The 23,201-nt window shown below is 67.3% G+C and carries 23 protein-coding genes; 12 read left to right on the forward strand and 11 right to left on the reverse strand.

Annotated features, from left to right (window positions below):
* Positions 1-66 precede the first annotated feature (66 nt).
* From KVT32_RS12650 to KVT32_RS12680, 7 genes are read left to right on the forward strand one after another with little or no spacing between them, the layout of a single operon-like run.
* A complete protein-coding gene (locus KVT32_RS12650; RefSeq protein WP_217618305.1) occupies positions 67-1,626 on the forward strand; it encodes a benzoate-CoA ligase family protein in 1,560 nt (519 codons plus the stop codon).
* Positions 1,623-2,447 (forward strand): alpha/beta fold hydrolase, encoded by an 825-nt coding sequence (locus KVT32_RS12655; RefSeq protein WP_152385306.1) that lies wholly within the window; start codon positions 1,623-1,625, stop codon positions 2,445-2,447. Before KVT32_RS12650 ends, KVT32_RS12655 begins: the two co-directional genes overlap by 4 nt.
* A 55-nt stretch (positions 2,448-2,502) precedes the next feature.
* Positions 2,503-3,663, forward strand: coding sequence for an ABC transporter substrate-binding protein (locus KVT32_RS12660; RefSeq protein ID WP_152385307.1), 1,161 nt, complete (start codon positions 2,503-2,505; stop codon positions 3,661-3,663).
* A gap of 31 nt (positions 3,664-3,694) precedes the next feature.
* The gene (locus KVT32_RS12665) at positions 3,695-4,576 is read left to right on the forward strand and encodes a branched-chain amino acid ABC transporter permease (protein WP_217618306.1); all 882 of its coding nucleotides are present in this window, start codon (positions 3,695-3,697) and stop codon (positions 4,574-4,576) included.
* Between the two features lie 28 nt (positions 4,577-4,604).
* Positions 4,605-5,675, forward strand: coding sequence for a branched-chain amino acid ABC transporter permease (locus KVT32_RS12670; protein ID WP_152385309.1), 1,071 nt, complete (start codon positions 4,605-4,607; stop codon positions 5,673-5,675).
* Positions 5,668-6,429, forward strand: coding sequence for an ABC transporter ATP-binding protein (locus KVT32_RS12675; RefSeq protein WP_152385310.1), 762 nt, complete (start codon positions 5,668-5,670; stop codon positions 6,427-6,429). Before KVT32_RS12670 ends, KVT32_RS12675 begins: the two co-directional genes overlap by 8 nt.
* Positions 6,429-7,139 carry an ABC transporter ATP-binding protein gene (locus KVT32_RS12680; RefSeq protein ID WP_152385311.1) on the forward strand — a complete coding sequence of 237 codons (711 nt, stop codon included), beginning with the start codon at positions 6,429-6,431 and terminating at the stop codon, positions 7,137-7,139. Before KVT32_RS12675 ends, KVT32_RS12680 begins: the two co-directional genes overlap by 1 nt.
* A gap of 44 nt (positions 7,140-7,183) precedes the next feature.
* Here KVT32_RS12680 and KVT32_RS12685 read toward each other — a convergent pair whose 3' ends face one another.
* The 5 genes from KVT32_RS12685 to KVT32_RS12705 form a co-directional block, all read right to left on the reverse strand.
* Complete coding sequence (locus KVT32_RS12685) at positions 7,184-8,743, reverse strand: acetolactate synthase large subunit (RefSeq protein WP_217618307.1); 1,560 nt, start codon at positions 8,741-8,743, stop codon at positions 7,184-7,186.
* Between the two features lie 199 nt (positions 8,744-8,942).
* On the reverse strand, positions 8,943-11,351 hold the full coding sequence (locus tag KVT32_RS12690) for a TonB-dependent siderophore receptor (RefSeq protein WP_217618308.1): 2,409 nt from the start codon (positions 11,349-11,351) through the stop codon (positions 8,943-8,945).
* Positions 11,352-11,447: 96 nt separating this feature from the next.
* Positions 11,448-12,410 carry a FecR domain-containing protein gene (locus KVT32_RS12695; protein ID WP_217618309.1) on the reverse strand — a complete coding sequence of 321 codons (963 nt, stop codon included), beginning with the start codon at positions 12,408-12,410 and terminating at the stop codon, positions 11,448-11,450.
* Complete coding sequence (locus KVT32_RS12700; protein ID WP_175155097.1) at positions 12,407-12,925, reverse strand: sigma-70 family RNA polymerase sigma factor; 519 nt, start codon at positions 12,923-12,925, stop codon at positions 12,407-12,409. The genes KVT32_RS12695 and KVT32_RS12700 overlap by 4 nt, the downstream gene beginning before the upstream one ends.
* A gap of 186 nt (positions 12,926-13,111) precedes the next feature.
* Positions 13,112-14,134, reverse strand: a complete 1,023-nt coding sequence (locus KVT32_RS12705) for an amino acid ABC transporter substrate-binding protein (protein ID WP_056326734.1) — start codon at positions 14,132-14,134, stop codon at positions 13,112-13,114.
* A gap of 356 nt (positions 14,135-14,490) precedes the next feature.
* Here KVT32_RS12705 and KVT32_RS12710 point away from each other — a divergent pair, with 356 nt between their 5' ends.
* From KVT32_RS12710 to KVT32_RS12725, 4 genes are read left to right on the forward strand one after another with little or no spacing between them, the layout of a single operon-like run.
* The gene (locus KVT32_RS12710) at positions 14,491-15,510 is read left to right on the forward strand and encodes a tripartite tricarboxylate transporter substrate binding protein (RefSeq protein WP_152385312.1); all 1,020 of its coding nucleotides are present in this window, start codon (positions 14,491-14,493) and stop codon (positions 15,508-15,510) included.
* Between the two features lie 41 nt (positions 15,511-15,551).
* Entirely contained in the window at positions 15,552-16,232 is a 681-nt protein-coding gene (locus KVT32_RS12715; RefSeq protein WP_062841702.1) for a 3-oxoacid CoA-transferase subunit A, read from the forward strand.
* Between the two features lie 25 nt (positions 16,233-16,257).
* Positions 16,258-16,899, forward strand: a complete 642-nt coding sequence (locus KVT32_RS12720; protein ID WP_217618310.1) for a 3-oxoacid CoA-transferase subunit B — start codon at positions 16,258-16,260, stop codon at positions 16,897-16,899.
* Complete coding sequence (locus KVT32_RS12725; protein WP_056326726.1) at positions 16,899-17,726, forward strand: IclR family transcriptional regulator C-terminal domain-containing protein; 828 nt, start codon at positions 16,899-16,901, stop codon at positions 17,724-17,726. The genes KVT32_RS12720 and KVT32_RS12725 overlap by 1 nt, the downstream gene beginning before the upstream one ends.
* Positions 17,727-17,735: 9 nt before the next feature.
* On the opposite strand, the gene KVT32_RS12730 is transcribed toward KVT32_RS12725, so the two are convergent.
* The 6 genes from KVT32_RS12730 to KVT32_RS12755 form a co-directional block, all read right to left on the reverse strand.
* The gene (locus KVT32_RS12730; protein ID WP_152385314.1) at positions 17,736-18,785 is read right to left on the reverse strand and encodes an L-threonylcarbamoyladenylate synthase; all 1,050 of its coding nucleotides are present in this window, start codon (positions 18,783-18,785) and stop codon (positions 17,736-17,738) included.
* 12 nt (positions 18,786-18,797) lie between these two features.
* Positions 18,798-19,988, reverse strand: a complete 1,191-nt coding sequence (locus KVT32_RS12735; protein ID WP_179689886.1) for a 5-(carboxyamino)imidazole ribonucleotide synthase — start codon at positions 19,986-19,988, stop codon at positions 18,798-18,800.
* Positions 19,989-19,993: 5 nt separating this feature from the next.
* A complete protein-coding gene (gene purE, locus KVT32_RS12740; RefSeq protein WP_217618311.1) occupies positions 19,994-20,515 on the reverse strand; it encodes a 5-(carboxyamino)imidazole ribonucleotide mutase in 522 nt (173 codons plus the stop codon).
* Between the two features lie 104 nt (positions 20,516-20,619).
* Positions 20,620-21,192, reverse strand: a complete 573-nt coding sequence (locus KVT32_RS12745; RefSeq protein WP_217618312.1) for a disulfide bond formation protein B — start codon at positions 21,190-21,192, stop codon at positions 20,620-20,622.
* 10 nt (positions 21,193-21,202) lie between these two features.
* Positions 21,203-21,361 carry a DUF5993 family protein gene (locus KVT32_RS12750; RefSeq protein WP_167427990.1) on the reverse strand — a complete coding sequence of 53 codons (159 nt, stop codon included), beginning with the start codon at positions 21,359-21,361 and terminating at the stop codon, positions 21,203-21,205.
* Positions 21,362-21,550: 189 nt separating this feature from the next.
* Positions 21,551-22,432 (reverse strand): phosphoribosylaminoimidazolesuccinocarboxamide synthase, encoded by an 882-nt coding sequence (locus tag KVT32_RS12755; protein ID WP_056326717.1) that lies wholly within the window; start codon positions 22,430-22,432, stop codon positions 21,551-21,553.
* Between the two features lie 243 nt (positions 22,433-22,675).
* On the opposite strand from KVT32_RS12755, the gene KVT32_RS12760 reads away from it, so the two are divergent.
* On the forward strand, positions 22,676-23,128 hold the full coding sequence (locus tag KVT32_RS12760) for a GFA family protein (protein WP_062841696.1): 453 nt from the start codon (positions 22,676-22,678) through the stop codon (positions 23,126-23,128).
* Positions 23,129-23,201 lie beyond the last annotated feature (73 nt).

Below are 23,201 nucleotides of genomic sequence, written 5' to 3' on the forward strand. Positions count from 1 at the left end.
CGCAACCGTGCCGCCAACAACAACCACAGGCACGGCGTCCACCCACCAGGACACCAGGAGACAACCGTGAACACCTGCCCCGCCGAACTGAATTTCGCCAGCCATCTTGCCGCGCTGAACGCACCGCGCGCCGCCAAGCCGGCCTACATCGACGACACGCGCCAGCTCACGTATGGCGAGCTGGCCGAGCGGGTGGCCCGCATGGCCGGCGCGCTGCGCAACCTGGGCCTGCGCCGCGAGGAACGCATTCTGGTGCTGATGCAGGACACGGCCGACTGGCCGGTGGCGTTTTTGGGCGCCCTGCACGCCGGCGTGGTGCCGGTGGCTGTCAATACCCTGCTCACCGCCGACGATTACGCCTACATCATTGCGCACAGCCGTGTGCGCGCCGTGTTCGTGTCCGGCGCCCTGCTGCCGGTGCTGCAGGCGGCGCTGGCTCAGGCGCCGGCGGATGTCGAACATCTGGTGGTGTCGCAGCCCGGCGCGGCCTTGCCCGATGGCGCCCACGCGTTCGACACGCTGCTGGCCGCCGCCCCGCTGGCGCCCGCGGCCCGCACGCTGTCCGACGAAATCGCGTTCTGGCTGTATTCATCCGGCTCGACCGGCAAGCCCAAGGGCGTGGTGCACACCCACGGCAACCTATGGCACACGGCGGAACTGTACGCCAAGCCCGTACTCTGCATCCGCGAAAGCGACGTGGTGTTCTCGGCCGCGAAGCTGTTCTTCGCATACGGCCTGGGCAACGGCCTGACCTTTCCGCTGTCGGTGGGCGCCACGGTCGTGCTGATGGCCGAGCGCCCCACGCCGCAAGCCGTGTTCCAGCGCCTGGTGCGGCATCGCCCCACCGTGTTCTACGGCGTGCCGACGCTGTATGCCAGCATGCTGGCCTCGCCCGACCTGCCGCCCCGCGAGCAGGTGGCGATGCGCGTCTGCACATCCGCCGGCGAAGCCTTGCCGCGCGATATCGGCGAGCGCTTCACGCGCCATTTCGGCTGTGAAATCCTGGACGGCATCGGCTCGACCGAGATGCTGCACATTTTCATTTCCAACCGCTCGGGGCAATTGCGCTACGGCACCACGGGCAAGCCCGTGCCGGGCTATGAGGTGCAGCTGCGCGACGACAACGGCGCGCCCGTCGCGCCCGGGGCCATCGGCGACCTGTACATCAAGGGGCCCAGCGCCGCGCTGATGTACTGGAACAACCGCGACAAGACGCGCCAGTGCTTTCTGGGCGACTGGCTCAAGAGCGGCGACAAATACGTTTGCGATCCCGACGGCTACTACACCTATGCCGGTCGCAGCGACGACATGATCAAGGTCAGCGGCCAGTATGTGTCGCCGGTGGAGGTCGAGAACATCCTGATCCAGCACGAGGCGGTGCTGGAAGCGGCCGTGATCGGGGTGCCGGACCACGACGGGCTGGTCAAGACCAAGGCCTATGTGGTGCTGCGCGACGGCTTCGAGCCGGACGCGCAGACGGGCGCCGCCTTGCAGCATTACGTGAAGCAACACCTGGCGCCGTTCAAGTATCCGCGCCAGATAGATTTCCTGGAGGAACTGCCCAAGACCGCCACCGGCAAAATCCAGCGCTTTCGCCTGCGCGCGCTGGAAGAGGCGTCGCTATGACGGTGGCCGCCGGATCGGATACGGTCTTTGCCGGCATCCACGCGCGCGGGCGCGATCTGCGGCTGGAATGCCGCTGGATCGCGCCGCAGCGCACCGATGCCCCGCTCATCGTCTTTCTGCATGAAGGGTTGGGATCGATATCGATGTGGAAGGACTGGCCCACGCAGGTGTGCGAGGCGGCCGGCTGCCGCGGGCTGGTGTATTCGCGCTACGGATACGGCCGGTCCACCGCTCGCCCGCAGGAGGATGCGTGGCCCGTGGACTTCATGCACCGTGAGGCGCACGACGTCCTGCCGGCCTTGCTGGAGGTCCTGGGCGTGAACGCGCGCCGCGACAAGCCGGTGCTGTTCGGCCACAGCGACGGCGGCTCGATCGCGTTGCTTTACGCCGCCCGGTATCCGGACGCGGTCGCCGGTGTGATCGCGGCAGCCCCCCACATCCTTGTCGAAGAGGTGTCCGTCACCAGCATCGCGGCCGCGCGCCGCGCCTATCTGGAATCGGATCTGCGCGCGCGGCTGGGCCGCCATCACCAGGATGTCGACTCCGCGTTCTGGGGCTGGAACGACATCTGGCTGAACCCGGAATTTCGCGCCTGGAACATCGAGGACGATCTGAGCCGCATCACCTGTCCCGTGCTGGCCATTCAGGGCACCGGCGACGAATACGGCACGCTGGCGCAGGTGCACGGCATCCGCCGGCGCGCGCCGCAAACCGAACTGCTGGAGATTCCGGATTGCGGCCATTCGCCGCACCGGGATCAGCCCGCCACCGTTATCCAGGCCGTCGCACGCTTTGTCGGCGCGCTGGAAAAACCCGGTTGACCCAGGCCCTGCTGCCGGCCCAGGCGTCCGCCCATAACAAGCACGGAGACAAACCATGAACCACGTCCTGACCCGGGCCGCGCTAGCCGCCGCCCTGACGATCGCCGCAAGCGGCGCGCATGCCGACGACAAGCTCAAGGTCGGCTTCATGCTGCCCTACAGCGGCACGTTTGCCGCGCTGGGCAACGCCATCGAGAACGGCTTCAAGCTCTACGTTGCCGAGCAAGGCGGCAAGCTGGGCGGACGCGAGATCGAATACTTCAAGGTGGACGACGAATCCAATCCGGCCAAGGCCGCCGAGAACGCCAACCGCCTCATCAAGCGCGATCAGGTCGACGTGCTGATCGGCACCGTGCATTCGGGCGTGGCGATGGCGCTGGCCAAGGCGGCCAAGGACGCCGACACCACGCTGATCGTCACCAACGCGGGCGCCAACGCGATTACCGGTCCGCTGTGCGGCCCGGGCATCTTCCGCACCTCGTTCACCAACTGGCAGCCGGCCTACGCCATGGGCCCGGTGGCGTACGCCAAGGGCCACAAGACCGCCGTGACCATCACCTGGAAGTACGCCGCGGGCGACGAGGCCATCGGCGGCTTCAAGGAAGGTTTCGAGAAGGCCGGCGGCAAGGTTGTGCGCGAACTGAGCCTGCCGTTTCCCAACGTGGAATTCCAGTCGCTCCTGACAGAGATCGCCGCGCTCAAGCCCGACATGGTCTTCACCTTCTTTGCCGGCGGCGGCGCCGTGAAGTTCGTGCAGGACTACCACGCGGCCGGCCTGGACAAGACGATCCCGCTGTACGGCTCGGGCTTTTTGACGGACGGCACGCTGCAGGCGCAGGGCGCATCGGCGCAGGGGCTGCTGACCACGCTGCATTACGCCGACGGCCTGAACACGCCGCGCGACAACGCGTTCCGCGCCGATTATTCCAAGGCGTACAAGATGCAGCCGGACGTCTACGCGGTGCAAGGCTATGACGCCGCGCAGCTCATGCAGTCGGGCCTTGCCGCCGTGAAGGGCGACTTCACGAAGAAGGACGACTTCCGCAGCGCGATGCGCACGGCCACCGTGGACAGCCCGCGCGGCACATTCACGTTGTCCAAGGCCGGCAACCCGGTGCAGGACATCTACCTGCGCCGCGTCGACGGTCTGGAAAACAAGGTCGTCGAGGTCGCGGTGCAGAAGCTGGCCGACCCCGCCCGCGGCTGCAAGCTGTAGCCCGCCGAACGCGTCCGCCACGGGAGGCCCCATGGACATCAGCATCCTGCTCATCCAGAGCCTGAACGCATTCCAGTACGGCTTGCTGCTGTTCCTGGTGGCCAGCGGCTTGACGCTGATCTTCGGGATCATGGGCATCATCAACCTGGCGCACGGCAGCTTCTACATGATCGGCGCGTACATGGCGTTTGCGCTGGGCCCGCTGGTCGACCGCTGGCTGGGCGGCGGGTTTTTCACCACGCTGGCCGTCTGCGTGCTGGCGGCCGGCGTGATGGGATACCTGCTGGAAGCCGCGTTCTTCAGCTACCTGTACAAGCGCAATCACCTGCAGCAGGTGCTGATGACGTACGGCATGATCCTGGTGTTCGAGGAACTGCGCAGCATCCTGGTGGGCAACGACGTGCATGGCGTGCCGCTGCCCGAATGGCTGCGCGGCAGCATTGCGCTGGGCGACGTGATGACCTATCCCGTCTACCGCCTTTTCATTTCCGCCGTGGGCATCGTCGTCGCGCTGCTGCTGTACTGGATGATCTCGCGCACGCGGCTGGGCATGATGCTGCGCGCCGGCGCCAGCAACCGCGAGATGATCAGCTCGCTGGGCATCGACATCAACAAGCTCTACCGCGTCGTGTTCGCCGCGGGCGTGGCGCTGGCGGCGCTGGCCGGCAGCATCGCCGCGCCCGTGTCGTCGGTGTATCCCGGCATGGGCAACGGCGTGCTCATCATCTGTTTCGTGGTGGTGGTGATCGGCGGCATCGGGTCGATTCGCGGCGCCTTCCTGGCCGCGATGCTGGTGGGCTTTGCCGAAACCTTCGGCCAGGTGCTGTTCCCTTCCGCGGCGGGCGTGCTGGTCTATCTGCTGATGGCCCTCATTCTTCTCTGCAAGCCCGAAGGGCTGTTCAAACAGGGCTAGGTCCTGTCGACCTCAAAAGGACCCACGCATGCGCGCGCCTCTGCTCAACCGACTTTTGCCCATCGCCACGCTACTGGCGCTGGCGGCCTTTTCCTTCAGCGCCAGCGATTACTACACCGGCCTGGCGGTGAAGATCATGATCTACGCGATCTTCGCGCTCAGCCTGCAACTGCTGGTGGGCGGCGCGGGGTTGGTGAGCCTGGGACACGCGGCGTTCTTCGGCATCGGCGCCTACGTGGCGGCGCTGTTGTCGCCCGAATCGGAAGCCGCCAGCCTGGGGTGGCTGCTGCCGGCCGCCCTTCTGGCGGCCGCCGCGTATGCGCTGGTGACCGGAGCGCTGGCGCTGCGCACGCGCGGCGTGTACTTCATCATGGTCACGCTGGCGTTTTCGCAGATGGCGTACTACGTGTTCCACGACACCAAGATCGGCGGCGGCAGCGACGGCATCTACCTGTATTTCCGGCCGGAACTCTCGCTCGGCGGCTGGATGCCGTTCGATCTGGGCAACGCCGGCACGTTCTATTTCTTTGTCCTTGCCTGCCTGGCGCTGACGTGGGGCTTTCTGGCGTTGCTGCGCCGCTCGCCATTCGGCGCGGCGCTTGCCGGCATCCGCATCAACGAACAGCGCATGCGCGCGGCAGGCTATTCGACCTATCCGTACAAGCTCGCCGCCTATGTCGTCGGTGCCACGCTGGCCGGCCTGGCGGGCTTTCTGTTCGCGCTGAAAGATGGCTTCGTCACGCCGGAGCTGTTGGCCTGGGAACAGTCGGGGCTGGTGCTCCTGATGGTCATCCTGGGCGGCATGGGCAGCCTGGGCGGCGCGGTGCTGGGCACGGTGACGATGGTGATGCTGCAAGAGCTGTTCCAGTCGCAGGACCTGTTTGGCGATTACGCGCGCCATTGGCACCTGCCGCTGGGCCTGACGATCATCGCGCTGGTGGCGCTGTTGCCGAACGGGCTGGCAGGTTTGCCGGCCCAATGGCGCGAACGCCGCCAGGCGCGCGCCGCGGACGTTCGCAAAGACGCGGCGCCCCCGGCCCGCGCGGAAAGCAAACCGGCGGCCGCGCGCCTGCCCATCCAGGGAGAACGCCATGTCTGATGTCCTGCTCTCGGCCGCCGCGGTCACGCGCCGCTTCGGCGGTCTTACCGCGGTCAACGGCGTGTCGCTCGATCTGCTGCGCGGCCAGGTGCATGCCGTGATCGGCACCAACGGCGCGGGCAAGTCCACGCTCATCAACATCCTGTCGGGTGAACTGGCGGCCAGCAGCGGCCAGGTCACGCTGGGCAGCCGCGACATCACCGCCTGGCCTCAGCCCGAACGGGCGCGCGCAGGGCTGGGCCGCAGCTACCAGCGATCCACGATCTTTCCTGAACTGAGTGTGTTTGAAAACTGCCGGCTGGCCGCGCAGGCCAGCCGGCAGCGCTTCTGGCACTGGTGGCGCGATGCCGCCAGCTGCCGGCGCAGCGCCGAATTGGCGGGCGCGGCGCTGCACCGCACGGGCCTGACCGGCGACGCGCGGCAACCGGCCGGCCTGCTGCCGCACGGCCGCAAGCGCCAACTTGAGATCGCCATGTGCCTGGCGGGCGAGCCGCAGGTGCTGCTGCTGGACGAACCGCTGGCGGGCATGGGCCCGGAGGAAACCGACCGCATCCTGGCTCTGCTGCAGACACTGAAGGCCGGCCACGCCATCCTGCTGGTCGAGCACGACATGGACGCCGTGTTCCGCATCGCCGAAACCATCACCGTCATGGTCAACGGCAGCGCCATCGCCAGCGGCGCCCCCGCGCAGATTCGCGCCAATCCGGAGGTGCGCACCGCCTACCTGGGCGAAGACGGACAAGGAGCACATTGATGCACGCCCTGATCGAAGCAGACGGCCTGCACGTGTACTACGGCGCCAGCCATGTGCTGCGGGGCGTGGACATGCACATCGCGCCGGGCGAATCCGTGGGACTGGTGGGCCGCAATGGCATGGGCAAAACCACGCTCATCCGCAGCCTGATGGGCCACGTGAAAAGCGCCCAAGGCAACGTGCGCGTGCGCGGCAGCGACTGTACCCACGCGCAGCCCTATGCGATCGCGCGGATGGGGGTGGCCTATGTGCCCGAGGGCCGCGGCATCTTTCCCAACCTGAACGTGCGCGAGAACCTGCAGGTGGCGGCGCGCCCGGGCAAGCGCGCGGGCCAGGACTGGACCTATGCGCGTGTGCTGGACACGTTTCCCCGGCTGCGCGAACGCCTCGCCCACGGCGGCCAGCAGTTGTCGGGCGGCGAACAGCAGATGCTGGCCATCGGCCGCGCGCTGATGACCAACCCCGACCTCCTGATTCTGGACGAAGCCACCGAGGGCCTGGCGCCGCTGATCGTGGCGGAGATCTGGCGCATCATCCGCGAGATCCGCGCCACCGGCATGTCCACGCTGATCGTGGACCGCAACTACCGCGCGGTGCTGGAACACACCGACCGGTGCCTGGTGATGGAAAAGGGATTGATCGTGCAGGATGGCGACAGCGCGTCGCTGGCCCGGCAGCCCGAGCAGTTGACGCGCTATCTGGGGGTGTAGCGGCGCGGCGCGTGGGGAGAACGCCCGCGCCGCCGGGGCAACCGTCAGATCACGGCTTCGATCAGGAAAGGACCGCGCCGCTTCAGGCCCTCGGCCAGCGCGCGCGCGAAGCCTTCAACCGTATCCACGCTGACCGCTTCCACGCCCATGCCGCGGGCCAGATGGGTCCATTCAAGATGCGGGTCCTGCAGGTCCAGCATGCGGCGCGCATTGCGGCCGGGTTCCTGCACGCCCACGTTCTTCATCTCGCCATGCAGCGTGGCGTACGAACGGTTGGCCAGGATGATGGTGAGGCAATCCAGATTTTCGCGCGCCTGCGTCCACAAGGCTTGCAGCGTGTACATGCCGCTGCCGTCCGCCTGCAAGGTCACCACCTTGCGGTCGGGGCTCGCCACTGCCGCGCCCGTCGCCAGCGGCAGGCCGATGCCGATCGCGCCGCCCGTCAGCATCAGCCAGTCGTGCGGCGCGCTGCTGACGCTGTACAGCGGAAACTCGCGGCCTTGCGTGATGGACTCGTCGCAGACGATGGCCTGCTCGGGCAGATGATGCGCGACCAGGATGTTGACGGCGGCGCCGGTCAGCTTGCCGGACGCGGGCACTTCATAACTGGCGGCGGGCGCCGTCAAACGCGGCGCATCGGCGGCGATGCCCAGTTCGTCGGCCAGCCACTCCAGCGCGTGCGGCAGGTCCTGGTCGGCCGTGGCCAGCACCACCTGGTTGCTGTCCTGCGGCGCCAGCAGGCTGGGCTTGCCGGGATAGGCAAAGAAGCCGACCGGCGACTTGGCGCCCGCCAGCACCAGGTGCTTGACGTCCTTGAGCTTGGCGACGGCCAGATCGATCGGATACGGCAGACGGTCCACCGGGGTGCGCGAGCCGCCGCGCTCGATGCGGCGGTTCGACGTCTCCGATACCAGACGCACGCCGGTCGCGCGTGCAATGCGCCCCGCCGCGTTCAATGCGCGCTCGCGCAACGCGGCGCCGCCCAGCATCAGCACGGTGACTTCGCCCGAGCGGATGGCCGCCGCGGCGGCGCGCACGGCATCGGCGGTGGTCTGCGCCAGCGCGTCGTCCTTGGCCACGATGGGCGCGGGCGCGTTATCGGGCAGTTCGGTCCAGGCCGTGTCGGCCGGCAGGATCAGGGTGGCGATGTTGCCCGGCGCGCGGCGCGCCACGGCGACGGCCTCGGCGGCATCCGCGGACAGGGCCGAGGCCGTCATGGTGCGCTTGACCCAGTGCGACATCGGCCGGGCCACGCCCTCCACGTCGCTGGTCAGCGGCGCGTCGTACTGGACGTGATACGTGGCGTGGTCGCCCACGATGTTGACCATGGGTGTGCGCGCGCGCTTGGCGTTGTGCAGGTTGGCAAGGCCATTGCCCAGGCCCGGGCCCAGATGCAGCAACGTCGCCGCCGGCTTGTCGGCCATGCGGGCGTAGCCGTCGGCGGCGCCGGTCACCACGCCTTCGAACAGGCCCAGCACGCAGCGCATCTTGGGCTTGCGATCCAGGGCCGCCACAAAGTGCATCTCGGATGTGCCCGGATTTGCAAAGCAAACGTCCACATCATTGGCAAGCAAGGTGTCGCAGAGGCTGTCGGCGCCGTTCATCGTTGTTTCCCTGGTAGTTATCAATGGCAGTGCGGGTGGCATGGCCACCCGCGCAACGGACATCATAGGGAGCCTGGCGGATTCGCGATAGAGCCATTTACGATCGGGCGCATGGAACCATTCCGGACGGGGTTCCGTTTGGCGGAACAGACCAGGGCGGCGTCCGGGGAGCGGACGGCCGCGCCGGGTTCGGGCGCCGTCAGAACGTGGCGCGCAGCGCGAGGCGGAAGGTGCGCGGCTGACCGAAGTAATTCCAGTAGTTGGTGTTGCCCACGGACTGGTAATAATTCCGGTCAAAGAGGTTGTCCACGTTGAACTGCACCGCCAGGTTCTTGTTGACGTCGTAGACCGCATGCAGGCCGACCAGCGTGTACGCGCCCTGCGAGATTCGGTATTCGTCCTCATCCGGACCGCTGGCGTTGAAGATGCCGCTTTGCGCGTAGACCGAGCCGCCCACGCGCAGCTTGTTCCATTGGTCGGGCAGACGGTAGTCGGTGGACACCTTCAGCAGATGGCGCGGGTAGGTGCTGGCGAACGTCTGGCCCGACTGCGGTCCCTGCGCGTACTTCGACTGCGTGTAGGTATAGCCCAGGCTGACGTTCCAGGCCGGCGTGATCGCGCCATTGATCTCGAAGTCCACCCCGCGGTTGCGCACCTTCTCGGCGGGGCGGTAGCAGGAAAAGATGCCTGGCGGGCACAGGTCGCTGTCGTCGATCAGGTCGGCCCGGCCCTTCTGGTCCGTCTGGAACAGCGCCAACGCGGCGTTCACCCGGCGGTCCATGAACTCGCCCTTCAGGCCGATCTCGTAGTTCTGCCCCGTCATCGGCGGCAGCACGCCGCCGTCGACGCCGATGTTTTCCTGCGGCTTGAAGATTTCGGTATAGCTGGCGTAGGCCGACAGGTTTTCGTTCAGGTCCTGCACCACGCCCGCATACGGCGTGACCTTGCCGCGCTGCTCATAGCGGCTTTCGGTGCGCACGGTGGTCTGCGCAAAGCGGTCGAATTCGAACCAGCTCATGCGCGCGCCCAGGATGAAGGTCGTGCTGTCGGTCAGGCTGAAGCGGCCGGCGGTGTAGATGCCTTGTTGCTTCTGCGTGATGTTGTACTGCCACATGTGCGCGTCCAGCCCGGTCGGCGCGGGCGGATTGAAGGCTCCCAGGTCGTTCATGTCGACGAGGTAGCGATAGCTGGCGTCGCGCCCGCCGTGATAGTCGAAGTCGTCCTGGCGGGTGGTGGCGCCCACCACCAGCTCATGCTGGCGGCCCAGCAGCTGGAACGGGCCGGACGCGTAGGCGTCCACGCCCCATTGCGTGTCGTCGTACTGGAACAGGCGCGGGTTCAGCGTGAAGGTGTCGCCCGTCGTGCGTTGTGTGTAGTTGCCCAGGAAGTCCGACTTGGCGGACAGCCAGTTCCCGGCCACGGTCAGTTTCCAGCCATTGCCGAATTCGTGCTTGATGTCGGCGAACAGGTTGGTGTTGCGCTTGTTCAGGTAATTCCAGTCGCCGACCAGGGCGGTCTTGCGCGACATCGGGTAGAACGAGCCGTCAGCCCGCGTCGGCAATCCGGACCAGTCATAACCCTGGTTGCGGTCCTTCTGGTACGTCAGGCCGGCCGTCACCGTGGTGGCGGGCGTGATGTCGGCCTCCAGGATGCCGTAGAAGAGCGAGTTTTCCTTGCCCGCCCGTTGCTGGAAGTCGCCCGCGTTGGTGTAGGCCATCACGGCGCGGCCGCGCAGCGTCTTGGCCTCATTCAAGGGCGAGGACACGTCCAGCATCGTGCGGTAGTCGTCCCACGACCCCGCCGACAGCGTCATGACGCCTGTGGTCTCGTAGCCGGGCCGCTTGCGCACCAGGTTGATGGCGGCCGCCGGATTGCCTGCGCCCTCCAGCAAGCCCGTGGCGCCGCGCACGACTTCCACGCGGTCATAGATCTCGGTGGTGGGCTTGTTGATGGCGTCGAACGAGTACGCGTTGCTGATGTTGGCCGGCACGCCGTCGATCTGCAGGTTGTCGATGAGCTGGCCGCGCGCCTGATACACCGAACGCTCCGAGCCGTTCTGCACCACTGAAATGCCGGTGGTCGCCTGCAGCACGTCGTCCAGATTCTGCATGGACTGGTCGTCCATGCGCTGGCGCGTCACCACTGTCACGGATTGCGGCGTTTCGCGCGGCGACAGGTTCAGGCGCGTGGCGCTGTTGGTGACCTGCACCACGTACGTGCCGCTGGTGTCCACCGGCGGCAGCATGCCGGATACAGTGACCGGCGCGAGGGTCGTGGTCTGTGCAGCCGGCGCGCGCCGCAAGGTCAGCGTGCCATCTGCCGCGCGCGCGGATTCCAGGCCGCTGCCGGCCAGTGCCACACGCAGCGCCGCATCCATCGTGTAGACGCCCTGCACGGCCGGGGCATTCAGGCCGCGCACGAGGTGCGGGTCGTAGGACACCACGGTCCGGGTCAGCCGCGCAATCTCGGTCAGCGTGGCGTCCAGGCTGCCGGCGGGCAGGTCGAATGCGATGGGCGCCCGGGGCTGGGCGTGGGCCGGCTGGCCCAGGCTGGATGCCGCCAGGACCACGGCAAGGCTAAGGACGCGGGGAACAGGCAAAACGCGCATGAGGGTCTCCGATACGTTGCGCACAGTGATATGTGGGTATGTGCCGCGAGATCGGAAAAGTGACAGTGCTCGTGCGAAAAAAGTGAAAGAAACGGGTCAGGCCGGCCGGACGTCGATCAAAGTGAGCCAGCGCGTATAGCGGCTGACCGTGATCGGCAGCGTGTGTTCCAGCGCGCTCAGCGCGCGGTCGGTGTCGTCCAGCGGATAGAGACCGGACACCGCCAGGCGGGCGGCCTGCGGGCTGACGCGCAGCACGCCTGTGCGGTAGCTGGCCAGCGCCGCGGCAATCTCGCCGAGCGGCTGGTCGCGCACCTTCAGCCATCCCTCGCGCCACGACGCGGCGTCTTCCATCGCTTGCGGGCGTTCCGCCCAGGCGGCGCCAAAACGCGCGCCCTGCCCCATCGCCAGCATCAGCGGGGACGCATCGCGCGGAAGGACTTCGACGCTGCTCTGCAACGCCACGGCCAGGCTGGCTTCCTCTTCCAGCCGCACCATGCAGCCCGCGCCCGCGCTGCGGACCTGCCCGTGCGCCGTATGCACCGCAAACATCGCGGAAAGACCGGTGCGCGGCTGCACCACCAACGCCCCTTCCAGCAACCGCACGTTGCGCGCGTCCGCCGTGAAATCCAGATCCACGCGGCTGCGCGCGTCCAGGGTCAGCAGGCTGCCGTCCGGCAGCGTGTAGGTCCGACGTTCGCCCGTGGCCGTGCCGAGATCGGCCGTAAGATTGCCCAGCGGCGTGATGCGATTGGCCACCCAGCCGCCCGCCGCCGCGGCGCCGGCCAAGGCGGCCGCGTTAAGCAGCACGCGACGCCGCGCCGGGCGCACCAGCGTGCGACGCAGCGCGTGGCGCTCGTTCTTCATGACCGATTCCAGCCGCCCCACGGACTGGCTAAGGCCCTGCTGCAGCCGCGCCCAGGCATGTTCATGGGCCGGATCGGCCGCGCGCCAGGCGGCACAGGCGGCGTGATCGGCATCCGTCGCCTCGCCCGAGGTCAGCTTGACCCAGAAGCCGATCGCCCGGTCCCCGGCCTCGGCCACGGTTTGCTCGCGACTCATGGCGCGTCCGCCAGCGCGTAGCAGCGCTGCAGCGCCTGCGCGATGTACTGGCGCACCATGCTGACCGACACGCCCAGCGCGGCGGCGATCTCCTTGTGGGTCAGGCCATCGAGTTGGCTGTATAGAAACGCGGCGCGCGCCTTCGCCGACAGGCCGTCGAGCATCTGGTCCACCTGCTGCAGGGTCTGCAGGATCGCAAGCTGCTCCTGCGGCGACGGGGCAAACTGCTCGCCCTGGAGGAACAGGCTTTCCAGCCACGCGGCTTCCAGCTCGCGGCGGCGCCACAGTTTCCAGACGAGGCGTTTGGCGATGGTGATGATGAGGGCGCGCGGCTCGCGCACGGAGTCGAGCCGCGGCGTCTGGATGAGCTGGACGAACGTGTCGCCGGCGACGTCTTCGGCGTCTTCGAGGTTGCGCAGCCGGGTGTAGAGCCTGCCCAGCAGCCATGGCCTGTCTTCGGTGTAGATCCGGGCCAGCAGAGGATGGTCCGAGGTAATCGTGGAAGGCGGAAGCATGGCGCGGCGGGCGGTATCTGCAAATGGGAATCGCTCGCATTCTATCGCAGACGTGCCGAGGCGTCCCCTTTCCGGCAGGAGCAATATCCACCCGCGGGGCGCGCCCAAAAACGGCAAGGCCTCCCGAGGGAGGCCTTGCGCGGATCAAATGGACCGGTAAATCCGTCCGCTATGCGTGTTCACGCTTCAACGGATCGGCCACGGATACATCGCGCCGCCCTGGTTCCACAGCGCGTTCGTGCCGCGCTGCAGGCCCAGCTTGCTGTCCTTGCCCACGTTGCGCTCGAAGATTTCGCTGTAGTTGCCCACCGCCTTGATGGCGTTGTAGGCCCACTTTTCATCCAGGCCCATGTTCTTGCCGGCGCCCGGCGTCACGCCCAGGATGCGCAGGACGTTGGGATTCTTGCTCTTGAGCATTTCATCCACGTTCTTTTGCGTGATGCCGTATTCCTCGGCTTCCAGCAGCGCGAACAACGTCCAGCGCACGATGCCCAGCCAGTTTTCGTCGCCCTGGCGGACCATGGGACCCAGCGGCTCCTTGGAAAAGCGCTCGGGCAGGATTTCGTAGTCGTTGGGGTTGGCGACCTGCGTGGCGCGCACGGCGGCCAGTTGCGAGGCGTCGTCCGTGAAGGCGTCGCAGCGGCCGGATTCAAAGGCGCGCACGACTTCGGTCACCTTGTCGATCACGACCGGCTTGAACTCGATGTTATTGGCGCGGAACCAGTCGGCCAGGTTCAGTTCGGTGGTGGTGCCGGGCTGCACGCAGACGGTGGCGCCGTTCAGTTCCTTGGCGCTCTTGACGCCCAGCTTCTTGCTGACCAGGATGCCCTGGCCATCATAGAAGCTGGCGGCCACGGCGGACAGGCCGAGCGACGTGTCGCGCGTCTGCGTCAGCGTCACGGTGCGCAGCAGCACATCGACTTCGCCCGACTGCAGCGCCGTGAAGCGCTGCTGGGTGGACAGCGCGGTGCCCTTGAACTTGGAGGCATCGCCAAACACCGCCGCCGCCACGGCACGACAGATGTCCACGTCCATGCCTTCCCATTCGCCCTTGCTGTTCGTCGCGGAGAATCCGGAGACGCCGTCCGTCAGGCCGCACTGCACGAATCCCTTCTTTTTCACCGCGTCCAGCGTGGGACCGGCCATCGCCGCCTGGGACGCGCAGGCCAGGGCAATCGCGCCGGCCGCAACCATCAATTTCCGCTTCATGTTCTGCTTCTCCTGAGATAGATGGCCGCTCTGGGCTCGTAACCGGGAGCGGCTGAAACCGGGTCCCGCCTTACTGGACCGGCCGCCAGATTAAGGCATGTCCACACCGTGAACAACGCACGAATCCCTAGTGAAAACCCGTAAGGCGCGTCGTCCTCGAACGACGCCGCTCTGTCCGGTGATCGAACTTTATTGCCGCGGCGCCCCGCCGCCCCGCACATCCCCGCGTGCCATACTTTTTTTGCGTCTTTGTCCGATAGTCAGCAAAGCCGCAGCCCTTTGAAAAAAGCCGGTCGCGTCACACAAAAACCCGGACGCGCACCGCTAATCGGCCGATTCATGGAGGAGACAAGTCCATGGCAAAAGCAAGCAAGTCGCAGCCCCTTCGCCCGGCGGCCACTGACCGCCGCCAGGCCCTCAGAAACCTGCTCGTCGCCGCGCTGGCCGCGAGCGGTCTGGCCGCCGGCCCCGCCCTCGCGGCCGACAACTGGCCCAGCAAGCCCATCAAGATCATCGTGCCGTACACGCCGGGCGGATCCACCGACATCGTGACGCGCATCGTGATGGAAAAACTGGGGCCGCGGCTGAACCAGACCATCGTCGTCGAGAACCGTCCCGGCGCCAACAGCAGCCTGGGATCGGCGCTTGCCGCCAAGGCCGAGCCCGACGGCTACACGTTCCTGTCGATGCTGCCGGCCTACATCATCAACTTCCACCTCTACAAGCTGGGTTACACGCCCGCGGACCTGACGCCGGTCGTGCAGATGGCGGACCTGCCGCTGTTTCTGTTCGTGGCGAACGAGCTGCCGGTCAAGAACGTGGCCGAACTGGTCGCCTATGCGCGCAAGAATCCCGACAAGCTCACCTACGCGTCCAGCGGCAACGGTTCCAGCGCGCATCTGACCGGCGCCGACTTCGCGCTGCAGAACAAGATCACGATGACCCACGTGGCCTACAAGGGCAGCGCGCCGATCCTGACGGACCTGCTGGGCAATCGCGTGTCCATGGTGTTCGATCCCGTGCTGGTGCCGATGCAGTACGTCAAGCAGAACCGCCTGAAGGCGCTGGCGTTCACGGGCAAGGAACGTTGGCCCACGGAACCTGACATTCCCACGATGGAAGAAGCCGGCATGCCGGGTTTCGTCACCGGCTCGTGGGCCGGACTGATGGCGCCCGCCAACACGCCCAAGCCGATCATCGAACGCATGGCGCGTGAGATCAGCGAAATCGTCAAGGAACCCGACGTGCGGCAGAAGTTCGTGGATGCGGGCTTCTTGCCGGTGGGCGGCACGCCGGCGCAGTTTGCCGAATTGATGAAGAAGGACTCGGCGCGCTACGCCGAGATCATCAAGCAGGCCAACATCACCGTGAACTGAGCGGGCCGGGCGCCGCGGCGCCCGCCCCATCGGAGCCCTCCATGATCGACAAGTTCATCGACACCCCCGCGGCCGCCGTGGCGGACATCCACGATGGCGCCACCGTGCTGATCAGCGGGTTCGGCGGCGCCGGCATGCCCACCGAACTGATCCATGCGCTCATCGACCAGGGCGCGCGCGACCTGACCGTGGTCAGCAACAACGCCGGCAACCACGAAACGGGCCTGGCCGCGCTGGTCAAGGCCGGGCGCGTGCGCAAGGTCATCTGCTCGTTTCCGAAGGCGTCTCACTCCTGGGTCTTCGACGCGCTCTACCGCGAAGGCCGCATCGAACTGGAATGCGTGCCGCAAGGCACCATCGCCGAACGCCTGCGTGCGGCCGGCGCCGGGCTGGGCGGCTTTTTCACGCCCACCGCGTACGGCACCGAGCTTGCGCGCGGCAAGGAGACCCGCATCATCAACGGCCGCGGCCATGTGTTCGAAGAACCCTTGCACGGCGACTTCGCGCTGGTCAAGGCCGACCGTGGCGACCGCTGGGGCAACCTCACCTACAACATGAGCGCGCGCAACTTCGGTCCCATCATGTGCATGGCCGCCCGGACGACCATCGTGCAGGTGCGCGCCAAGGCCGAACTGGGCGAACTGCCGCCCGAGGCGGTGGTGACGCCGGGCATCTTCGTCAAGCGCGTGACCGAAGTGCCCAACGCCGCCTTTTCCAGCTGACGCAACCCTTCAAGCAGGAGTCCGCATGTTTCGTCCCCTGACCCGCGAAGCCATGGCGCGCCGCCTGGCCCTGGACATCCCCGACGGCAGCTACGTGAACCTGGGCATCGGCATGCCGGTGCTGGTGGCCGCGCATCTGCCCGAAGGCCGCGAGATCGTGCTGCACAGCGAGAACGGCATTCTTGGCATGGGCCCGCCCCCGGCCGAGGCCGACATCAACCTGGACCTCATCAACGCGGGCAAGCAGCCCGTGACGCTCTTGACGGGCGGGTCGTACTTCCATCATGCGGACTCGTTCGCGATGATGCGCGGCGGCCACCTGGACATCTGTGTCATGGGCGGCATGCAGGTCGCCGCCAACGGCGACCTGGCCAACTGGTCGCTCAACAAGCCGGACGAAGCGCCGGCCGTGGGCGGCGCGATGGACCTGGCCGTCGGCGCACGCAGCGTGTTCATCATGATGGAGCACAACAGCAAGAACGGCGATCCCAAGATCGTCGAGCGCTGCACCTATCCGCTTACCGGCGCCGGCGTGGTGGACCGCGTCTACACCGACCTCGCGGTCATCGACGTGACGCCGGACGGGCTTGTCGTCCGGGATATGATCGACGGCATGACCCTGACCGAATTGCAGGCGCGCACCGGCGCGCCGCTGCGTGCCGGCTGATGCTGCCGAACCTGCCTCCTCCGGGCTACGCCGCGCCGCCCGCGGCCGAAGACCATCCCGACCAGCTGCGCGGCGATCCGGACTACATGCTGACGCTGGCGCGCGGCCTGCACGTCATACGCGCGTTCGGCACCCGCCGCCATCCCCAGACCGCCGCCGAACTGAGCCGGCGCGCCAACTTGCCGCGCGCGGTGGTGCAGCGCTGCCTGCACACGCTGATCCTGCTGGGCATGGCCGAACAGCATGGCCGGCTGTACGTGCTGACGCCGCGCATCCTGGGGCTGGGCTACGCGTATTTTTCGTCCACGCCGTTCGTCTCGCTGGCGCAGCCCGTGCTGGAGGAACTGAGCGCCACCGTGAACGAGACCTGCGCGCTCGCCATCATGGAAGGCCACGAGATGCTGTACCTGGCGCGTTCGGAGGTGAACCGCCTGCTGGCCACGTCGATGGGTCTGGGAAGCCGCTTGCCGGCGTATTGCACGTCCATCGGGCGCGTGTTGCTGGCAGAGTTGCCCGAGCCCGCGCTGGCAAGGTATTTCGCGGCAACCGACCTGCAGCCCTACACCGAATTCACGTTGACCACCGAGGCAAAACTGCGTGCGGAACTGGCGCGCATCCGCGAGCAGGGATACGCGGTGGTCGACCAGGAACTGGAATTGAATGTGCGCGCGATTTCGGTGGTCGTGCGCTCGGCCAGCGGCAAGGCGTGCGGCGCCGTGAACGTCAGCGTGAAGGCCGCGCGCGTGCCGCTCGAGCGCTTGCAGGAAGAATTCCTGCCGCCCTTGCGGCAGGCTGTTGAACGGATCGGGGAATTCCTGGCCGCCTGAGCGGCCAGGCTACAGGCCGGTGGTGTCCAGCGTGAAGGCGGCGGCGGCACGGCCGATGCGGTCGTTGACCGCGTGCCAGTCGTCGGTGGCGGGCGGCGCCTGCACGATGATGCGCGCATAGCCCTGCCCGTCCAGATCGCGCAGCAGGCCATACAGCGCCTGCGCGTAACGGGCCGGGTCCGCCGGCACCGCTTGCCATTGCACGCGCGCATCGACGGCGGCGGGCTGCGGGCCGTAGGCCACCAGCACGACGCGCCCTTCTGGCAGGTTGCGTCCCAGCACCACTTCCTGCATGCGCGCGTCGCTTGCCAGTTCCAGCGGCGTGCGCGGCGCGTAATGCGCCTTCAGCGTGCCCGAGGCGCGCGGCGCCGCGGCGTCGGGCGCAAAGACCTGCACGCCCAGCACGGCTTCGATCTGCGCGGCGCTGATGTGGCCGGGCCGCAGCAGCACGGGCCCCGCGCCCGTGTCCAGGCGCGACAGATCCAGGATCGTGGACTCGATGCCCACCTCCGACGCGCCGCCTTCCAGCACGGGCATGCCGGCCGCGACTTCGTCCGGGAACTCGCTGCGCACATGCTCGGCGCGCGTGGGCGACACTTGCCCGAACTTGTTGGCGGACGGGGCGGCCACGCCGCCCTGCCCGTTCGGCTTGCCGGCGGCAAAAGCCGTCAGCAGCGCCTGCGCCACCGGATGCGAGGGACAGCGAATGCCGATGCTGTCCTGGCCGCCGCTCACCGTGTCCACGATATGCGGCGCGCGCTTGAGGATCAGGGTCAGCGGACCCGGCCAGAACGCGTTGATCAGCAGACGCGCCTCGGGCGGCACGTGCGCCGCCCAATACGACACATCGCCGTCGGGCGCGATATGCACGATGACGGGATGGTTCGACGGCCGGCCCTTGGCCGCGTAGATCTTGGCAACCGCCTGCGGATTTTCGGCGTCCGCGCCCAACCCGTAGACGGTCTCGGTCGGAAAGGCGGCCAGTTCGCCGTCCAGCATGCGCTGGGCGGCGTGGGCGATTTGCGCGGCGCTGGCGGTGGCGGGCGTGGAGGAGGACATCGGTTCGCCGCTTTATTCGGGCGCCTGCATGCCCAGCGCGGCCGCCACGCGGGCGGCATCGTCACGGGCCTGCTGCAGCGTGGCCGCCACGATGGTGACGTGCCCCATCTTGCGGCCCCGTCGCGCCTCGTGCTTGCCGTACAGATGCAGCTTGGCGGACGGCACCGCCAGCGCCGCGGCCCAGTCGGGCTCGCGTTGCGCGGTGTCGGTGTCGTTGGCGTACCAGATGTCGCCCAGGATGTTCAGCATGACGGCCGGGGCCAGGAGGTCGGTGCCGCCCAGCGGCAGGCCGGCCATGGCGCGCGCCTGCTGCTCGAACTGGCTGGTGACGCAGGCATCGATCGTGTAGTGGCCGCTGTTGTGCGGGCGCGGCGCGATCTCGTTGACGATGAGGCTGCCGTCCTTGAGCACGAAGAATTCCACGCACAGCACGCCGTGGTAGCCCAGGCCCTGCGCGATGGCTTGCGCGGCCTCGGTGGCGCGCGCCTGGCGTTCGGCGTGGGCGGCGTCCTGCTGCACGGGCGCGGCGGTGGACACCGCCAGGATGCCGTCGCGGTGCACGTTGCGCGCCACGGGAAACACCACGCTGGCGCCGTCAAAGCCGCGCGCCAGCACCACCGAGATTTCGTAATCCAGCGGCATCAGCGCTTCCAGCACGCAGGCCACGCCCCCGAACTCGGCGAAGGCCGCGATGGCTTCTTCGCGGGTGTCGATGCGGGCCTGGCCCTTGCCGTCGTAACCCAGGCGGGCAACCTTGAGAATGCCGGGGAACAAGGCTTCGGACGCGGCGTGCAAGTCCGCCTCGCTGCGGATGGCGGCGTGCGGCGCAACCGGGATGCCTTGCGCGGCGATGAAGGTCTTTTCCGCGATACGGTCCTGCACGATCGCCACGGCGTCGCCCGCCGGGCTGACGCGGCAACGGGTCGCCAGCGCGCGCAGGCTGTCGGCGGGCACGTTTTCGAATTCGGTGGTGACGGCCTGGCAGGTCTGCGCCAGGCGGGCCAGGCCGGCCTCGTCGTCATAGGCGGCCTGGATGTGCAGGTCGGCGACCATGCCGGCCGGGCACTCGGCGGCCGGATCCAGCACCGCCACCTTGTAGCCGAGGCTTTGCGCGGCGTGACAGAACATGCGGCCCAACTGCCCGCCGCCCAGCATGCCCAGCCAACCGCCGGGCGCAATCATGAAAGAAGTCGATTGAGTCATACGCGTCAGGCCTCGGGCGGAACTTTCATGTCGCGCGCGGCCTGCGTCTGGCGGGCGCGGAACGCCAGCAGCTTTGCGTGCAGGCCGGCGTCGGTGCCCGCCAGCGTGGCGATCACGTGCAGCGCGGCGTTGGCGGCGCCGGCTTCGCCGATGGCAAAGGTGGCGACCGGCACGCCCTTGGGCATCTGCACGATGGACAGCAGCGAGTCTTCGCCGCGCAGGTACTTGGACGGGACCGGCACACCGAACACCGGCACCTCGGTCAGGGCGGCCATCATGCCCGGCAGGTGCGCCGCGCCGCCAGCGCCGGCGATGATGCCGCGCAGACCGCGCTGGTGCGCGGCGGCGCCGTATTCGGCCATATCCTGCGGCATGCGGTGCGCGGAGATCACGCGCGCCTCGAAGGCAACGCCAAAATCCTCCAGCATCGTCACCGCGTGCTTCATGACCTCCCAATCGCTGGAAGATCCCATAATCACGCCCACCACGGGGGAGGCTTGCGCCGCTGCGGAAGTCTGGTCTGTCATAACCGGTGTCTAGTAGTTGAGACCACGGCGCACGCGCCGCGAAATGTCAGGAAACCGCGGGACCTGCCCGCGAAAGCCCGCTATTTTACCCGGCGCGGCGGCCCCTACGGCGTGGCCGCCGTTTGCAGCCAAAGGTAGCTGACCGGATCGTCGGGGCACGGGCCAAAGCCGCACTGCAGCGTGGTGCTGCCGGCGTTGGCCAGCGCGACGATGAAAAACAGGGCCATGACCACCATGCCCAGCGCCGTCACGGGCTTCTTGAGCATGCTGTCGCCCCATTTGCGGTCCACACACAGCATCACGACGCAGAACACGATGATCGCCGTGAAGGCGACGAACGCCCACGTATAGAAATGCAGGCCAAGAAAGGGCGTACCGTAGCCCGCATCGCCCGGCGCAATATGCAGCAGCACCTGACGCCCCGACGCAAGCATCCCGGCCAGCGCGCCCGCAATGCTCATCGCGTAGTGCATCGGCGACGGGCCGAGCCGCATGTTCAAGAGGAATCCCACGCCCGCAAGCATCAGCGCGACGCGCTGCAGCAGGCATAGCGGACATGGCAGTTCGTCGTAGGCGAATTGCCAGACAAAGGCCATGCAGAGGATGGCGGTGACCCCGAGCAGGGCCAGACCGTTGAGGATGCGTGAACCGCGCGCCGGGTTGCGTGAAAAGATCATTGCCGGCGCTTCACAGGGACAACGCCAGCGGACTGGTCATGTGGTAATTGCACCAGGCGGCAAAGATGACCAGGGTCAGCAGCCAGAACGTCACGCAGGGGCGGCGCCGGCCCACGAGCCCAAACCATACTGCCAGCGTCCCCGTCACAAAGGGCAGCATCATCACCATGCAGCGCTCCTTTTCTCGGAATTCCCGAACCAAGCAGCGCACGAGTATAGCGTAACAATCCGAAATAATTTCATGCGAAGACTGCGGGTTTGCCCGGGTGCCCGGCATGTGTATCAAGGCGCCGGTTGCACCGCTGCGGGCAAAAAAAAACCGCTCGGCAGGGAGCGGTTTTTTTGGAAAGCAGGCCGATCAGGCGATCAGGCGGTCAAGCGCTTCGCGGTATTTGGCGGCGGTCTTTTCCAGCACGTCCTGCGGCAGGCGCGGCGCGGGCGGCGTCTTGTCCCACGTTTGCGTTTCAAGCCAGTCGCGCACGAACTGCTTGTCGAAGGACGGCGGGCTGATGCCCACGCGGTAGCCGTCGGCAGGCCAGAAGCGCGACGAATCGGGCGTCAGCACTTCGTCCATCAAGTGCAGCGTGCCATCGTCGTCCAGGCCGAATTCGAACTTGGTGTCGGCGATGATGATGCCCTTGGTCGCGGCAAAGGCGGCGGCCTCGGCGTACAGCTTGAGCGTGACGTCGCGGATGCGCTCGGCCATTTCCTGGCCGACTTCCTTGACCACGTGCGCGAAGTCCACGTTCTCGTCGTGCATGCCGAATTCGGCCTTGGCTGCGGGCGTGAAGATGGGCTCGGGCAGCTTGCTCGCTTGTTGCAAGCCCGCCGGCAGCTTGATGCCGCACACGGCGCCGGTCGCCTGGTAGTCCTTCCAGCCGGAACCGATCAGGTAACCGCGGGCCACCGCTTCGACCAGGATCGGCTTCAGACGCTTGACCACCACGGCGCGGCCACGCACCTGGTCGACCTCATCGGGCGCCACCACGTCCTCGGGTTTCACGCCGGTGGAGTGGTTGGGCAGGATGTGCGCCAGCTTCTGCAACCAGAATTCGGTCAGTTCGGTCAGCACCTGTCCCTTGCCGGGAATGGGGTCGTCAAGGATCACATCGAAGGCGGAAATGCGATCCGACGCGACGATCAGCAACTTGTCGTCGCCGACGGCGTACATATCGCGCACCTTGCCGCGTCCCAGCAGCGGCAGGGACTTGATGCTGGATTCATGCAAAGCAGAAGTCACGGGAATGGCCTATGGCAAAAATGAACATTCCCGCCACGGGCGGGCGCCAGGGCGGGAAGTGGAACGAAATCGGATACCGGGCAGGAGCGGCGCCGCGCGGCGGCTCCTGCAAAGCGCATAGATTACTGCAAATAAGTTCACCTTGCCGCAGGCCAGACCCCGGGTTAGGCTTTGATCCCCATCCATAATTCGCGCCGGCCGCCCCCGGGCGTCACGGCGCAACCCGTCCGGAGACAGAGTCGTATGCAGGATGCTTCCCCCAAGCGCATGCCCCACGCCGACGCGCAGGTGCACATGACAGGCGGCTGCCAGTGCGGCGCCATCCGCTACGCCCTCACGGACGAGCCCATCACCGCGGCGACCTGCCATTGCCGGGACTGCCAGTATTCCAGCGGCGGCGCTCCAGCCCACGCCCTGATCTTTCCCGCCGGCGCCGTCACGCTGCTGCGCGGCCAACCCAAGGAGCACCGCTACCAGGGCGACTCCGGCCACACCGTCATGCGCAGCTTCTGCCCGTCCTGTGGGACGCCGCTGTTCGGCGGCTCGGAAGGCATGGGCTATGAGGTGGTCCGCGCGGGGTCGCTGGACGATCCCGAGGCCTTTCATTCCAAGGTGAGCCTGTGGACGGACTCGGCGCCATCGTGGCACCACGTGGACCGGACGGTGCCGAGCTTTGGGCGCAATTCGCCGGCATAAGCGGCGCGCAACACGTCCACAAAACAAAAGGGCTGGCCCTCGCGGACCAGCCCTTTTTTGCCTGAGCCGCCTT

The organism is Achromobacter sp. GbtcB20 (assembly GCF_019091095.1).
Lineage (GTDB): Bacteria > Pseudomonadota > Gammaproteobacteria > Burkholderiales > Burkholderiaceae_B > Achromobacter > Achromobacter mucicolens.

Coding starts and splice junctions, on each gene's coding strand:
- KVT32_RS12655 (WP_152385306.1), top strand. CDS start 1,623: ATGACGGTGGCCGCCGGATCGGATACGGTCTTTGCCGGCATCCACGCG.
- KVT32_RS12660 (WP_152385307.1), top strand. CDS start 2,503: ATGAACCACGTCCTGACCCGGGCCGCGCTAGCCGCCGCCCTGACGATC.
- KVT32_RS12665 (WP_217618306.1), top strand. CDS start 3,695: ATGGACATCAGCATCCTGCTCATCCAGAGCCTGAACGCATTCCAGTAC.
- KVT32_RS12670 (WP_152385309.1), top strand. CDS start 4,605: ATGCGCGCGCCTCTGCTCAACCGACTTTTGCCCATCGCCACGCTACTG.
- KVT32_RS12675 (WP_152385310.1), top strand. CDS start 5,668: ATGTCTGATGTCCTGCTCTCGGCCGCCGCGGTCACGCGCCGCTTCGGC.
- KVT32_RS12680 (WP_152385311.1), top strand. CDS start 6,429: ATGCACGCCCTGATCGAAGCAGACGGCCTGCACGTGTACTACGGCGCC.
- KVT32_RS12685 (WP_217618307.1), bottom strand. CDS start 8,743: ATGAACGGCGCCGACAGCCTCTGCGACACCTTGCTTGCCAATGATGTG.
- KVT32_RS12690 (WP_217618308.1), bottom strand. CDS start 11,351: ATGCGCGTTTTGCCTGTTCCCCGCGTCCTTAGCCTTGCCGTGGTCCTG.
- KVT32_RS12695 (WP_217618309.1), bottom strand. CDS start 12,410: ATGAGTCGCGAGCAAACCGTGGCCGAGGCCGGGGACCGGGCGATCGGC.
- KVT32_RS12700 (WP_175155097.1), bottom strand. CDS start 12,925: ATGCTTCCGCCTTCCACGATTACCTCGGACCATCCTCTGCTGGCCCGG.
- KVT32_RS12705 (WP_056326734.1), bottom strand. CDS start 14,134: ATGAAGCGGAAATTGATGGTTGCGGCCGGCGCGATTGCCCTGGCCTGC.
- KVT32_RS12710 (WP_152385312.1), top strand. CDS start 14,491: ATGGCAAAAGCAAGCAAGTCGCAGCCCCTTCGCCCGGCGGCCACTGAC.
- KVT32_RS12715 (WP_062841702.1), top strand. CDS start 15,552: ATGATCGACAAGTTCATCGACACCCCCGCGGCCGCCGTGGCGGACATC.
- KVT32_RS12720 (WP_217618310.1), top strand. CDS start 16,258: ATGTTTCGTCCCCTGACCCGCGAAGCCATGGCGCGCCGCCTGGCCCTG.
- KVT32_RS12725 (WP_056326726.1), top strand. CDS start 16,899: ATGCTGCCGAACCTGCCTCCTCCGGGCTACGCCGCGCCGCCCGCGGCC.
- KVT32_RS12730 (WP_152385314.1), bottom strand. CDS start 18,785: ATGTCCTCCTCCACGCCCGCCACCGCCAGCGCCGCGCAAATCGCCCAC.
- KVT32_RS12735 (WP_179689886.1), bottom strand. CDS start 19,988: ATGACTCAATCGACTTCTTTCATGATTGCGCCCGGCGGTTGGCTGGGC.
- purE (WP_217618311.1), bottom strand. CDS start 20,515: ATGACAGACCAGACTTCCGCAGCGGCGCAAGCCTCCCCCGTGGTGGGC.
- KVT32_RS12745 (WP_217618312.1), bottom strand. CDS start 21,192: ATGATCTTTTCACGCAACCCGGCGCGCGGTTCACGCATCCTCAACGGT.
- KVT32_RS12750 (WP_167427990.1), bottom strand. CDS start 21,361: ATGGTGATGATGCTGCCCTTTGTGACGGGGACGCTGGCAGTATGGTTT.
- KVT32_RS12760 (WP_062841696.1), top strand. CDS start 22,676: ATGCAGGATGCTTCCCCCAAGCGCATGCCCCACGCCGACGCGCAGGTG.